Raw genomic sequence first — 13,139 nt, 5'->3', positions numbered from 1 at the left:
TCCGGGGAACAGCAATTTTATTTTTTTTACTCTACCACTATACTTTCAATTCCTTTTTGCAGTGCGGTATCCTGAACCACAGGAACGGAAAGTCCTTCTGCACGTACAACAGAAATATCGGTCATTCCCATAAATCCCAGTGTTTTTTCAAGATAAGGCACTACAAAATCGTAGGACTGTCTTTCTCCCTCAGAATATACACCTCCGCTTGAAAAAGCAAGATACACTTTCTTATTCTTGATGAGCCCTTCAGGACCGTTTTCGCTGTAACTGAATGTTTTTCCGGCTCTGGCAATATGATCAAGCCAGGATTTCAGGGTAGAAGTAATGCTGAAATTGTACAATGGAGCTTCAATAACAATAATATCGGCTTCCTGAAGTTCATCAATTACCGTATCCGAAAGCTTTACGATTTCTAACTGTTCAGACGTACGGTTTTCTGCCGGAGTAAAGAATGCATTGATATGTGCTTCTTCCAGATGAGGAAAAAGAGGATGGGTCAGGTCACGCTTTTTTATGACCGCGTCCGGATATTGAGCTGTAATTTTTTCTACCACGGCATTTCCCAGTTTTTTACTGATTGATGACTCACTTCTCGGGCTTGAGATAATATGAAGTACTTTTTTCATTTTTTCATTTTTTTTAAAATTGATGTTTCAAAATTATCTATATTTACTAATAAAAATATAGTAGTTACTAAAAGGTTAGTAATAACATTTAGGTTAGTAATATAGAAACCGTGATTATGGAAGAAGAAAAAATAGTGTATTCGAGGCCGCAATGCAGTAACCATCTCGCTGCTACTGAAGATGCTTTATACGTTTTGGGAGGCAGGTGGACCATACGGGTGATGATCGCTATTTTAGGCGGGCATACACGCTTTAATGAGCTGCAGCGCACGATAAACGGAATCTCTGCAAGAGTATTGTCCAGTGAATTAAAGAAACTGGAAGTCAATCATCTGGTTGAAAGAACCGTTATTACCGATCAGAAGCCCGTGCTGGTAGAATATGTACCCACAGAATACAGTGAATCACTGAAAGATGTGATTGCGGCTTTGGCAGAGTGGGGCTCCAGACACAAGAAAAAAATTACGGCTTAATAGCCCATAGGAGTAATGTTGAAAAGTATTGCGTCTCTGTGGTATTTAATAAGTTGCAACATTGCTTATTCTTTAAGTATTTTTACTCAAATTAATAATGTAAGATGATCATAGGCGAAGAATTATTATTTTCCCTCGGAGCCAGTCTGGAAAAGTATGAAGCAGGAGAAACTATTTTTCAGGAAGGATCTGCTGTAAAATATTATTTTCAGATCAGGTACGGCACAGTGAAACTGAATAATTTACTGGAAGATGGAAAAGAATTTGTTCATGGACTACCTTTTGATGGTCATTGCATTGGTGAAAGCTATTTATTCACCAATCACCATTATGCTGTGAATGCCATTGCAGTAACCAACTGTGAAATTATCAGGCTTTCCAAAACTAAATTTCTCCAATTTTTATTGGAAAACCCTTCATTGATGCTTGTCATTAACAGGTATACTGCAGACAGATTTCACTTCAGATATATGATTTCCAGTTTTCTGGCTATTTCGGATCCCATAGTAAAGCTTACGAAGCTTTTCGACCATCTGAAAAGATATTTTGGTTTTGAGGAAGCTTACTCTTTTCTGATCCCCTATACAAGGCAGCAAATAGCTACTTTGACCGGTCTGCGGGTAGAAACGGTAATCAGATACGTCAAGAAGATGGAAGAACAGAAACTGGTTAAAATTGAAAGTACTAAAATTTATTATTAATTTTCATGAATTCATTATGAGTTGCTTATTGCAATTCTAATTATCTTTTTCTAAACCATTAAGATGGTAATAAGGTATTGAAAATAATGAAGATAAGCTTCTTTTTATTACTTAAAGATATGCTCAATGGTTTAGATACAGAACAGTTCTATTTTAAAATTAAAACAGGCTGATGCGTATTTTGATAAATTCCTTCGGAAATACTTCTGCTGGCAAGATAATACAGGAAACTGTGTCTGCCTGGTAGGGCAATAATAAGATCAGCTTCGTTGGAAGCAGCAAAATTCAGAATCCCTTTAATCACATTTTCATCATAGGAATAGTGGATGCTGCTTGGAATTTCCGTCAGATGTTCACGGATATATTCTTCCAGTTCTCTTTTTTTATCTTCATTTTCTTTTTCGCTTTTATTGATATTTAAAAACATCAGGCGTACATCCTGTTTATGAATGACGGATTTATGATGGAACAGTCTTTCCAGCCTTTTAATCCCATTGATGTCACAGGGAATAAAGATATTTCTGATAGGAGTGTAGCGGTAACTGTTGGGAACAATTAGAGTCTTCACCGGACTTGTTCTCGCAATGCTTATAATATTTTCAGAGACAAAACTCTCTGTAGAAGAAGTCTGATCATCACTACCCAGAATAATCAGCTCTACAGACGGCTGGTTCTTTAACAGCTCATTGATACTTCTCGTAAGAGCCCAGTCGCTTAATACCTTAGAAACCTTTATTTCAGGAGCCTTTTCCTTTACAATTTCAATTAACTGATCAAATAACAGCTCTGTTCTCTGCAGCAGATTGTTAACACTTTCTTCATTCACAAATGAATGTCCTTCTGCGATATGCAGATAATCAAACTCAGATTCCCCCGCGGTCTTTAGTAAGATAATATTTTGATATTCATAGGTTTTTGCCCAGTCTGCCGCAATTTTTACTGCATTTTCAGTAGTTGATGTAAAATCAACAGGTACAAGGATTGTTCTCATATTGTATCATTTTTTAATCCCGGTTCTTCCAGGTTTGCTGTCATTTTTTTTACCAGCAGCAGCGCTTTACTGATCTCTTCCTCATCAATATCGCCAGCTGCTTTTTTATAAAGATCCAATGCCCACGGGTAAACGGTTTCTACAATCTGTTTACCTTTTGAAGTCAAAAAGATCTGCTTGTTTCTCCTGTCATTTTGATAGGCTATCCTTTCTACCAGATCTCTCTTTACCAGACTGTTGATAAGATAGGTGATACTTGATTTATCTTTGCTTACCTTAGTTCCTATTTCCTGCTGGTTAATGCCGTCATTTCTTGAAAGTAATCCCATAATTTCGATGAGTTCAAAAGAAAGATCCGGATCATATTCATTGATACTGTTCTGGATTTTCTGCCGGAGTCGGCTTTTCATTTCACCCATCGCGAGACCAAACTCCAAAGCCAGTTCTGATATAGTGTTCTGTTTTGCAGGCATATTTTATACTGATTGAACTTATTCTATCAAATATACGAAAAATTAGTTTTAATTAAAACTAATTAATGGTAAAATATTCTATCGGAAGTAATAAAGAAAGAAAACTAAGTATGGGGCTGACAGCTTTGCAGCAGGGTGACAGAATTCAGCAGTAATCCCGGCTTACATGCTGCAGCATCAATTGACGAATATCGTAGAAATAAAAAAGCAGAGATTAATTCCCTGCTTTTTCTTTTTTTACGGCCTGATGCATGATCAGGATGATCCCTAAAAGGAAACATGCTATAATCAGATAGCGCCAGGAAAGCCCCGTTTGATCCGTTACTGTTCCGCTTACTGAAATAATGAAGCTTGTAACGGAAGTAATTACATATACTAACCCGCCCATTAACCCGCCGGCTGTTCCTGCATTTTTAGGAAAGTAAAGCATACTGGTCGTAAAGAAGGACGTAAATAAAATTCCGGAACAGATATGGATGAAAAAGGCAAATGGAATCATAATAAAAAGGCTCTCTGCAAAATAGCTGGTGGTAATCAGCCCTGCAATCAAAATAAGCTGAAGCAGGATAGGCTGTAATATTCTGGGTTTAAAATCCAGCGTCAGCCTTCGTTTACCGATAAATCCTCCAATCATCCAGGAAAACCCTAAAATTAAGGTACAATATCCAATAACTACGGGAGTAAAATGAAAGGTGTTTTCAATAATGAAAGGACCGGTAATATTGAATAACATGACAATAGAGTAGCTCAATCCCAAAATGAAAATTCCCAGCATAAAAATTCTGTTCTTCAGCATCATTTTATATAGGCTGATATTCTCCGAAAGATCCAGTTTCTTTTTCTGAGGCAGACTTTCTTCACTGAAGAACCATTCAAATAAAAACAGAAATCCTGCATACCCTGCCAGAAAATAAAAATTAGCATGCCAGTTAAACATTTTTTCAAGATAACCGCCAAGGAATGGCGCAAGAATAGGGCCGCAAGACCATACAATGGTAAAATAACTCAAATAATGCTTCACCCGCTCAGAATCGTAAATATCTACGAAAATAGCACGTGTGGCCACTACCAGGACCGAAACTGCAGCGCCCTGAAGAATACGGAGCAGACAGATCAGCAAAATACTGTTGGTCATTGTAATCAGAATACTGGTAAGAATCAGTAGGAATAGGGCTATCAATTTAGGACGGTAGCGCCCTATACTGTCCAGAATTCCTCCTACAAACAATTGGGAAATTCCGTAACTCAGCAGATAGGAAGTCAGTGTGATCTGGATATCTTTTTCCGAAACCATCATTTCTTTGGCCATAGAAGGGAACGATGGTAAATAAATGTCCGTAACAAACCCGGAAAGCGGGATAGACACGAAAGCCATAATGGTAATTAATCTGATTCTTTTCTCAGATGCTTCTCTCAACATATTCATTCATTTTTTACTCTACAAAAATAAGCCAAGAAATACAAAACTAAATTTTAAAAGACAAAGTAAAAATTACAAAAATCAAATATTAGGATAAGTTCTTAAATTTTAATGGTGAAGTCTGGGCATGCTTTTTAAAAAAGTTATTGAAATGAGCAGGCTGATCAAACCCCAAAGTGTAACCAATCTGGGCAATATCCCAATTGGTATATTTCAGAAGATTTTTAGATTCTTCGAACATTTTTTCCTTAATAATCTGTGTTGTAGTAAGGTTTGTGACGGATTTTACAGAAGAGTTCAAATGATTCACATGAACATTCAGATGCTCCGCAAAATCGGAAGGAGTTTTTAATGCCAGCGGATAGGCAGGGGAGTCCAGCGGAAACTGCTTGTTGAGCAATTCATCGAAAAGTTTATAAAGTCTTACATTGGCAGGTAGTTCATTGGGATTAATGTCTTCTACGCGGTTTTCCAGCGCCAGATGCATTACAGATGCCAGATTGCTTTTGATACTGCTGCACCGGAAAGGATACGCCGAATTATTCATTCTGTAAATCTGATCAAAATACAGAGTGGCAAGCTGGGTCTGCTCTTCATTCAGAAAAACAACCGGTTGGCTCCATTCCTTGAACATTGAAGTTTTTTTAAACAGGCTAAATTCTGAATTTCCATGAAAAAACTCCTGGTTGAACAGGCAGAAATAGCCTTCCTGTACATCACTTTCGCACTCCCATGAATAGGGAATACTCGGAGAAGGAAAAAATAAAGCCGGACCATCAATAAATAGCTGATGTGAACCATAATGAATCGTTCCTTTTCCAATGATAAAGCTTATTTTATAATAATCACGGCGGTTATAAGGACTTTTGAAGCTGCAGTATCTCCGCATGGAAATATTGAAATGAGATTTTCCCGTTTCAAAATCTTCAGAATCAAACATTTTGATCTGGTTCTTACGGATACGTCTGTAATAATCTTCTATTGTTTCCAGCTGATCGCTCATAAGTAAAAATTATAAAAATCAAAGATAGGGAAACTATTGATTACCCATTGTCTATTTAAATAAGATAATCGAAATGGGATCAATAGCTTCCCTCAATATATCAATCTGGCATAAGGAGTCCCCTTATAAGCTTCCTGTGCGGATCATTTAAATTTGCGGGTGGAAATGTGAGAATTAATCTTTATTAATTTCCAGTTCCAAAATATGAGATGGCAGCTGAAAAGGCCCCGTCTTTGAGCCGGAAACAGAGATAAAGCCAATCTCTTTTAAAAACTCCGAAAGCGGATCATTATCTAACATATTGATCCAGACTACATCCGTAAAACTGACCGCTGATCTGCATTTTTTCCAGAGTGACTGTCTCGTTTCGGGAGAGTCAAACTCTGACAGGATTACAAAGCTGATCTCGGTCGCTTTTTTCCCGTCAGGATTTCCGGGATGCAGAGAACCGCTTTTGATCATGCTGTATCCAATAGGCTTCTGATCCGCATACGTCATAATAAGCTGGTTGGAAAGATCATTCAGATCATTCATCATCTTTCTCGGATCTATCTCGTCTTGAATGTATTTTTTTATTTCTTCATCGCTTACGAAGTCTTTGTGTAAAGTATAGACAGAAGAGTCAATAATGGCTATAAGATCAGAAATTCCCTCTTCGGAACCTACTGTAAATTTTGAAATGATATCCATAGGATTTTTTTATTCAAAATTATAAGATTAATCCATTCATCAGGGATACAGTTTGCTGAAATATAATCGGTACAGAAGGATGTTTTTGTAAATTTGCCCGGTACAGTTGATTGATGACATGAAGCCATTTAAATACGAAGTTTTTACAGCAATAATAGAGAAACAGATCAGGAGCGGGGTTCTTCAGGAGAAAGACAGGCTTCCTTCTGTACGGGAGATTAAAGAAAAGTACCAGTTGAGCACAAGCTCAGTACAGAGCGGATTTGAATATCTTATGATTAGAGGATTGGTAAAAAGCATTCCCAGATCCGGTTACTTTGTGGCAGCTGTTCAGGAAGCAAATATTCCGGAGATGAGCACGCAATTCCCTATGGTAGCCAGGGATCAGGTATTTAGGAAAAATATGATGCTTACATCGAAGAGAACCTCCGAATCCAGCTCGTTCAATACAGCAGTACCGGGAGATCTCCTGGTTCCTCAAAAGTTAATTCTCAGAACAATGCAGGAGGTAATCCGGGAAAAGGGGGCATCATTGCTGAGATATTATCCTTCTAACGGTCTGGAAGCAGTAAGGAAGCATATTGCAAAACAAATGGGGATGTACGGCAGTATAATGAATCCGGAAGAAATCATTATTACAGATGGTGCCCTTCAGGCCCTTACAATAGCTTTGCAATCGGTAACTCAAGCCGGAGACACAGTTGCCATAGACAGTCCGTGTGTATTTTCTGTGCTGGAAGTACTGGTTCATCTTGAGTTGAAAGTAATTGAGGTTCCGGTACATTACAGAAGCGGTTTTGATACGGAATATTTAAAGACAGCCTGCAGGGAAAATGATATTAAGGCACTCATCATCACCCCTAATTTCCATAATCCTACAGGAATAATGATGAATAGTGAAACGAAAAAAGAGATTCTGGACATTGCAGAAACCGGTCAATTCTGTATTATTGAGAATGACATCTATTCCGACCTTTATTTTGAGGAACAAAGACCGCGTAGTATACAAAGCTTTGATCAGAAAGGAATTGTAATGTCTTATTCATCATTTTCAAAGACTTTGGCTCCCGGAATCCGGTTGGGCTGGCTGTATGCAGGAAAATTTTATGCTAAATCAGAAAGAGCCAGATTCACTTTAGGGCGTTCGGTTTCTCCCATTTATCAGGAGCTTGTTCTGAAGCTGCTTCACGGAAATGGCTATGAAAGACATCTTCGCACCTTTAGGCAGAAGCTTAATCAGCAGGCAATGATGGTATTGGACGTTGTAAGAAATTCTTTTCCTGAGGGCTCTTATTTTCACAGACCGCAAGGTGGTTACAGCATTTGGGGGCAGCTTCCGGAGCGGACAGATATGGAGAAATTCTACGAATATTGTGAAAATCATCAGATTTTGTTTACGCCGGGAGACACCTTTTCCTTTACCGGAAGATACCGGTATCATTTCCGGATTGTTTTTTCAGAACGTATTACCTCTGAAAGCATTATGTTATTAGAAAATGCCGGAAAGAAGGCAAAAGAACTACAGTTGTAAGACAGTGGGGGCAATGCAGTCACAAAAAATGATTGAGAAATTGTTGATTATAAACGATTTATTATAGCAGAGGTGTATGCTCTCTATACGATCAGATTAAATGGCTGATTTTCTACAATAAATTGATTTTATTTTAAAATTTAAATTGAATTTAAGAAAGACTCAAAAAAATTGATTAAATCCACTATTTTTTTTCAACACAATTAGGCTGGAATCACCATAAAACCTATATTTGCAGCCTAAATTTTTAAATAAATGAAAGAACTAATTGAAAAAATCAACGCAGAATTTGAAGCGTTCACAACTGAGGCAAACCAACAAGCAGAAAAAGGTAACAAGGCAGCTGGTACAAGAGCTCGTAAAGCAGCTTTAGAACTAAGCAAATTGTTCAAAGACTTCAGAAAAGTTTCTGTAGAAGAAGCTAAGAAATAATTCAACCTTCAGCCGGCTTTTGAAGCCGGCTTTTTTATACGTATATTTGAATAGGGTAAGGCTGTATATGGTCAGATCGTATTCAAGGCTAACGTCTTCTTTAGTACTATTTCTTTTACTATTATTTAAAATCTTAAAAAGATATCTGAAAAGATGCTTTTTGAGATTAATCTTTTCATCATTTCCCTAATTTCCTTTATCTTTAAAGCAATCAATAAATAGTATGAGGATAAATAGATTTTTTGCAGTGCCTGCAGTAGTGCTTGCTGCTCAGTTTTCATGGGCTCAGGTAAAGGTTGACCCAAAGGAAAGGATTCACCCTATCGTAAAAAGTTTTGTAGATGAAGTAAATAATAATTCCCAGCTGGAAAACCTGGCTTCGGAACTTCTTGACGGGATCGGACCCCGTTTGGTGGGAACTCCTGAAATGCTGGCAGCTAATGAGTGGAGTGCCAATAAACTTCGTTCATGGGGCGTGGATGCAAATCTCCAGCAATTCGGAACATGGAAAGGCTGGCAAAGAGGGATTACGCATGTAGATATGACGTATCCTCGTGTAAAATCTCTTTCTGCAACGCAGCTTGCATGGAGCCCGGCTACTAAAAAAGCAGTCGAGGCAGAAGTGATCATTCTTCCGAAAGCTGCTTCCAAAGCAGAGTTTGACCAGTGGCTTCCTTCAGCAAAAGGAAAAATAGTGCTGATGGCACAATACCAGAAAATCGGACGTTCTGATGAGCAGATCAAAGAATTTGCGACACCGGAACTGTATGAAAAACTTAAAGCAGAAAAAGAACAGGCTGCGAAAGATTTTGCCGCTTATATAAAGAACATTGGATACGATAATAACAGTCTTCCGGAAGCTTTGGAGAAAGCTGGGGCGGCCGGAATTGCCATTTCAAACTGGACCGGAATCATGGGAGCCAACAGGATTTTTGGCGCCAAAACAACTAAAATTCCGATGATTGATATTGAGGTAGAAGATTACGGAATGCTGTACAGAATGGCAGAGAAAGGAATTCAGCCTAAAATTAAAATTGATGCGCAGTCAAAAATACTTCCTGAAGCGAAAAGCTTTAATACGATCGGTATGATTAAAGGAAAGGAAAAACCTGATGAATACGTGATTCTTTCTGCCCACCTGGATTCATGGGACGGTGCTCAGGGAGCTACAGATAACGGCACCGGAACGATTACCATGCTGGAAACCATGAGAATTCTGAAAAAGTATTATCCCAATAACAAGAGAACTATCGTCATCGGGCTATGGGGAAGTGAGGAGCAGGGATTAAACGGATCGAGAGGTTTTGTGGCAGATAATCCGCAGATTATTAAAGGAGTACAGGCTGCCTTTAATCAGGATAACGGCACCGGACGTGTTGTCAATATCAGCGGTCAGGGATTCGTAAAAGCTTATGATTATGTGGGAAGATGGCTGGACGGGGTTCCGAAAGCAGTAAGAAGTCATATTAAGACCGATTTCCCTGGAATGCCGGGCGGAGGAGGTTCTGATCATGCTTCATTTGTAGCAGCAGGAGTTCCCGGAATTTCTTTAGGTTCTCTTAACTGGGGGTACTTTGGATATACATGGCATACCACAAAAGATACTTATGACAAGATCGTCTTTGATGAGGTGAAAAATAATGTGATTTTAACGGCTGCATTAGCGTATATGGCTTCTGAAGATCCTGAATTCAGCAACAGGGAAAAAAGAGCAATGCCTCAGGATGAAAAAGGGGAAACGGTGAAATGGCCGGAAGTAAAAGAACCGAGAAGAAGCTCTAAGGATTTTAAATAAAGTCTTCTGTAATTAAAATATAACAATGAAAAAGGTCATCATTAAGATGACCTTTTTCATTAACTGAATGTCTTCTTAACCCTGTTAAGCAGTTTTATAAGCGAAGACATTCGTATTATTTTATGACATCAATCAGTTCCGGAAACGTACGGATGGAAGGCTCATAAGCTGAATCAGAAAGTTTCCCGAATCCATATTTACAGAAAACAAAAGGCAGACCGTTGGCCTGTGCGGAGTTATAATCTGTCTGGGTGTCACCAATATACACGGAATCTTCGGGGGTTAAATGATTTCTTTCCATCAGAAGCTTAATGTTTTCGGATTTTGTTTTGTTGGTCCGTCCGTGAGATTCAAAATCAACAAACAGCTGATTGAACTGATAATACTCCAAAAAAGATTCAATATATCCGTTCTGGCAGTTGCTTACAATAAATAGAGAGTGGGTTTTAGTCAGGCTTTTTAAAGTAACTTCCACTCCGTCATATAAAATTCCTCCCTGTATGTGCAGGGTTTCATTCTCCCTGGCCACAATTTCAGATAAAAGCTCCAGAGCCTGCTTGTCTGAGATACCGGGAATAATATCTTTGATAATATCATGAGCAAGCAGTCCCATGTATTGATTCATATCTTCAGGGATAAGCTCTCTTTTAATCAGCTGGTTTTTGCCTAATACTTCATTCCATATTGTAATGATTGTTGCTCTGGAATCCCATAATGTTCCATCCAGATCAAAAATTAAGTTCCTGGTGTTCAACATAACTGTTTTTGTGTTTAATCTTTAATAAAAAAATTATAAAATCATGCTCAGCTGCACTCTTTTTCTGGTTTCATCCACTTCTGTTACTTTAACGCGGACATGTTGGTGAAGTTTTACCACTTCGTTTACATCGGATACAAATCCGTCTTTCAGCTGAGAAATATGAACCAGCCCGCTTTCCTTGATTCCAAGGTCTACAAAACATCCGAACGCCGTAATATTATTGACGATTCCGGGAAGAATCATGCCTGCCTTCAAATCTTTTATACTTTTAACATTAGGATCAAACTCAAATACTTTTGCAGCTTTTCTGGGATCAAGTCCCGGCTTTTCAAGTTCTTTTAAAATATCTTTAATTCCTAAAATCCCGATTTCTTCTGTAATATAGCTTTCTGGTTTTACAAGAGCTATTTTTTCTTTATTGGCAATCAGTTCGTAAGTTTTAATGCCTAGATCTTTTGCCATTTTCTCTACAATTCCGTACGCTTCCGGATGTACTGCAGAATTATCCAGCGGATTTTTAGCATTGGCTATTCTTACGAAAGCAGCTGCCTGCTGAAAAGCTTTTTCTCCAAGTCTTGGAACTTTTTTAAGCTGTTTTCTGTCTTCAAAAGCACCGTTTTCAGCACGATAGCTGACAATATTTTCAGCCATTTTTTCTCCGATCCCGGAAACGTAACTTAGCAGTGATTTACTGGCTGTGTTGAGATTAATTCCAACAGAGTTTACACATTTCATTACTGTGGAATCCAGCTCATTTTTAAGCTGAGTCTGGTCTACATCATGCTGATATTGTCCTACACCAATAGATTTGGCATCAATTTTTACAAGCTCCGCCAGCGGGTCAGAAAGTCTTCTTCCGATCGACACTGCTCCACGAACCGTTACATCATAGGTTGGAAACTCTTCCCTTGCGATTTTACTTGCAGAATAAACGGAGGCTCCCGCTTCGGAAACTACGAACACCTGTAATGGCTTATCAAAAGCAATCTTTTTAATGAAAAATTCAGTTTCGCGGCTTGCAGTTCCGTTTCCGATGGAAATGGCTTCAATATGATAGGCATTCACCATAGAACGGATTTTTTTCATGGCCATTCCGCTTTCATTTTGTGGCGCGTGAGGGTAGAGGGTTTCATTATGAAGTAAATCTCCTTTTTCATCCAGACATACCACTTTGCAGCCGCTTCGGTAACCCGGGTCTATCGCCAGAATTCTCTTCTCTCCCAAAGGCGGTGCAAGAAGAAGCTGGCTTAAGTTTTCTGAGAAAATTTCAATAGCTTTTTTGTCCGCTTTTTCTTTGGCTTCCTGCAGAGCTTCATTGGAAATAGCGGGTTCAAGAAGCCTTTTATAACTGTCTTTGATGGCTAGTGCAATTTGGTCTGAACTTTCATTATCAGATTTGATAATTGCCTTTTCTATGAACTCGATAGCTTCATCCTTATCAATTCCTACATTTGTTTTTACAAATCCTTCGGCTTCGGCTCGTAACATGGCCAGAAGCCTGTGAGAAGGTGTTCTGCTAAGGCTTTCTTCCCACTCAAAATATTGGGAGAATTTCTGCGCATCCTCTTCATCTTTTTTGGCTTTTACCACCTTGGAGGTAATCATTGCTTTGCGCTGAAATAGTCTTCTGAGGTTCTTACGGACATACATATTCTCGTTGATCCATTCTGCCATGATATCCCGCGCTCCCTGCAGCGCATCTTCTACGGAACTCACTTCATTGCTGAGGTATTTTGAGGCCAAAAAATGAAGATCATTACTTTTCTGGCTCATGATGATTTTGGCTAAAGGTTCCAGCCCTTTTTCTTTTGCCGCATCAGCTTTTGTTTTCTTGCGTTTTTTGAAAGGCAGATAGAGATCTTCCAGCTCCTGAATATCGAAGCTTTCTTCTATTCTTTGTTGAAGTTCAGGCGTCAGAGAACCTTGTTCTTCTATGGATTTTAAGATGGATTCCTTTCTTTTCACGATTTCCTCAAACTGCCTGCTGATCTTTGAGATCTGTTCAATCTGTGTTTCGTCCAGATTTCCGGTTTTATCTTTTCGGTAGCGGGAAATAAAAGGGATGGTACAGTCTTCTGCTAATAATTGTAAGGTATTGTTGATGCTCTTTTCAGAAATAGAAAGCTGCTTCTGTATAAATTCTACGGTCGTCATTGTTCTGTTTTCGGATCGCTAAAATAGGATTTTAAAACGAAAAAGGTGGGTTACCCGACCGTGAATGTTTTTACAACAATTAAATTT

13 protein-coding genes are annotated in these 13,139 nt (G+C 38.6%); 5 read left to right on the top strand and 8 right to left on the bottom strand.

Translation table 11 applies throughout. The features are described from left to right. Positions 1-26: 26 nt before the first annotated feature. Positions 27-629, bottom strand: a complete 603-nt coding sequence (locus BLW74_RS10905; RefSeq protein ID WP_089692427.1) for an FMN-dependent NADH-azoreductase — start codon at positions 627-629, stop codon at positions 27-29. Positions 630-745: 116 nt separating this feature from the next. Between BLW74_RS10905 and BLW74_RS10900 the strand changes: the two genes are divergently transcribed. After that, entirely contained in the window at positions 746-1,102 is a 357-nt protein-coding gene (locus tag BLW74_RS10900; RefSeq protein WP_089692426.1) for a winged helix-turn-helix transcriptional regulator, read from the top strand. A 104-nt stretch (positions 1,103-1,206) separates the two neighbouring features. Continuing rightward, positions 1,207-1,803: a Crp/Fnr family transcriptional regulator gene (locus tag BLW74_RS10895; protein ID WP_089692425.1), complete on the top strand. Its 597-nt coding sequence runs from the start codon at positions 1,207-1,209 to the stop codon at positions 1,801-1,803. Positions 1,804-1,951: 148 nt separating this feature from the next. Here the strand turns inward: BLW74_RS10895 and BLW74_RS10890 are convergent, their stop codons facing one another. The 5 genes from BLW74_RS10890 to BLW74_RS10870 form a co-directional block, all read right to left on the bottom strand. After that, a complete protein-coding gene (locus BLW74_RS10890) occupies positions 1,952-2,794 on the bottom strand; it encodes a universal stress protein (RefSeq protein ID WP_089692424.1) in 843 nt (280 codons plus the stop codon). Beyond that, complete coding sequence (locus tag BLW74_RS10885) at positions 2,791-3,267, bottom strand: MarR family winged helix-turn-helix transcriptional regulator (RefSeq protein ID WP_089692423.1); 477 nt, start codon at positions 3,265-3,267, stop codon at positions 2,791-2,793. Before BLW74_RS10885 ends, BLW74_RS10890 begins: the two co-directional genes overlap by 4 nt. 214 nt (positions 3,268-3,481) lie before the next feature. Further along, positions 3,482-4,687 (bottom strand): MFS transporter, encoded by a 1,206-nt coding sequence (locus BLW74_RS10880; protein WP_089692620.1) that lies wholly within the window; start codon positions 4,685-4,687, stop codon positions 3,482-3,484. Positions 4,688-4,775: 88 nt separating this feature from the next. After that, positions 4,776-5,690 (bottom strand): helix-turn-helix domain-containing protein, encoded by a 915-nt coding sequence (locus tag BLW74_RS10875; RefSeq protein ID WP_089692422.1) that lies wholly within the window; start codon positions 5,688-5,690, stop codon positions 4,776-4,778. Between the two features lie 174 nt (positions 5,691-5,864). Next, positions 5,865-6,380, bottom strand: a complete 516-nt coding sequence (locus tag BLW74_RS10870) for a hypothetical protein (RefSeq protein ID WP_089692421.1) — start codon at positions 6,378-6,380, stop codon at positions 5,865-5,867. Between the two features lie 118 nt (positions 6,381-6,498). On the opposite strand from BLW74_RS10870, the gene BLW74_RS10865 reads away from it, so the two are divergent. From BLW74_RS10865 to BLW74_RS10855, 3 genes are all read left to right on the top strand, one after another. Continuing rightward, on the top strand, positions 6,499-7,911 hold the full coding sequence (locus BLW74_RS10865; protein ID WP_089692420.1) for an aminotransferase-like domain-containing protein: 1,413 nt from the start codon (positions 6,499-6,501) through the stop codon (positions 7,909-7,911). 255 nt (positions 7,912-8,166) lie between these two features. Beyond that, positions 8,167-8,343, top strand: a complete 177-nt coding sequence (locus BLW74_RS10860; protein WP_047377485.1) for a histone H1 — start codon at positions 8,167-8,169, stop codon at positions 8,341-8,343. Between the two features lie 223 nt (positions 8,344-8,566). Beyond that, the gene (locus BLW74_RS10855) at positions 8,567-10,138 is read left to right on the top strand and encodes a M28 family peptidase (RefSeq protein ID WP_089692419.1); all 1,572 of its coding nucleotides are present in this window, start codon (positions 8,567-8,569) and stop codon (positions 10,136-10,138) included. 115 nt (positions 10,139-10,253) lie between these two features. Here BLW74_RS10855 and BLW74_RS10850 read toward each other — a convergent pair whose 3' ends face one another. After that, positions 10,254-10,895: an HAD family hydrolase gene (locus BLW74_RS10850; RefSeq protein WP_089692418.1), complete on the bottom strand. Its 642-nt coding sequence runs from the start codon at positions 10,893-10,895 to the stop codon at positions 10,254-10,256. 33 nt (positions 10,896-10,928) lie between these two features. Then, complete coding sequence (locus BLW74_RS10845) at positions 10,929-13,052, bottom strand: Tex family protein (protein WP_089692417.1); 2,124 nt, start codon at positions 13,050-13,052, stop codon at positions 10,929-10,931. Positions 13,053-13,139: the final 87 nt, after the last annotated feature.

It is taken from the genome of Chryseobacterium culicis (assembly GCF_900108365.1).
GTDB classification, from domain to species: Bacteria; Bacteroidota; Bacteroidia; order Flavobacteriales; family Weeksellaceae; genus Chryseobacterium; species Chryseobacterium culicis.
Note: the sequence above shows the minus strand (reverse complement) of the source record. Positions and strands in the feature narration are given on the sequence as shown.

Bases quoted from the DNA above. Each gene is read 5' to 3' on its own strand.
- BLW74_RS10905 (WP_089692427.1), bottom strand. From the start codon at position 629: ATGAAAAAAGTACTTCATATTATCTCAAGCCCGAGAAGTGAGTCATCA.
- BLW74_RS10900 (WP_089692426.1), top strand. From the start codon at position 746: ATGGAAGAAGAAAAAATAGTGTATTCGAGGCCGCAATGCAGTAACCAT.
- BLW74_RS10895 (WP_089692425.1), top strand. From the start codon at position 1,207: ATGATCATAGGCGAAGAATTATTATTTTCCCTCGGAGCCAGTCTGGAA.
- BLW74_RS10890 (WP_089692424.1), bottom strand. From the start codon at position 2,794: ATGAGAACAATCCTTGTACCTGTTGATTTTACATCAACTACTGAAAAT.
- BLW74_RS10885 (WP_089692423.1), bottom strand. From the start codon at position 3,267: ATGCCTGCAAAACAGAACACTATATCAGAACTGGCTTTGGAGTTTGGT.
- BLW74_RS10880 (WP_089692620.1), bottom strand. From the start codon at position 4,687: ATGTTGAGAGAAGCATCTGAGAAAAGAATCAGATTAATTACCATTATG.
- BLW74_RS10875 (WP_089692422.1), bottom strand. From the start codon at position 5,690: ATGAGCGATCAGCTGGAAACAATAGAAGATTATTACAGACGTATCCGT.
- BLW74_RS10870 (WP_089692421.1), bottom strand. From the start codon at position 6,380: ATGGATATCATTTCAAAATTTACAGTAGGTTCCGAAGAGGGAATTTCT.
- BLW74_RS10865 (WP_089692420.1), top strand. From the start codon at position 6,499: ATGAAGCCATTTAAATACGAAGTTTTTACAGCAATAATAGAGAAACAG.
- BLW74_RS10860 (WP_047377485.1), top strand. From the start codon at position 8,167: ATGAAAGAACTAATTGAAAAAATCAACGCAGAATTTGAAGCGTTCACA.
- BLW74_RS10855 (WP_089692419.1), top strand. From the start codon at position 8,567: ATGAGGATAAATAGATTTTTTGCAGTGCCTGCAGTAGTGCTTGCTGCT.
- BLW74_RS10850 (WP_089692418.1), bottom strand. From the start codon at position 10,895: ATGTTGAACACCAGGAACTTAATTTTTGATCTGGATGGAACATTATGG.
- BLW74_RS10845 (WP_089692417.1), bottom strand. From the start codon at position 13,052: ATGACGACCGTAGAATTTATACAGAAGCAGCTTTCTATTTCTGAAAAG.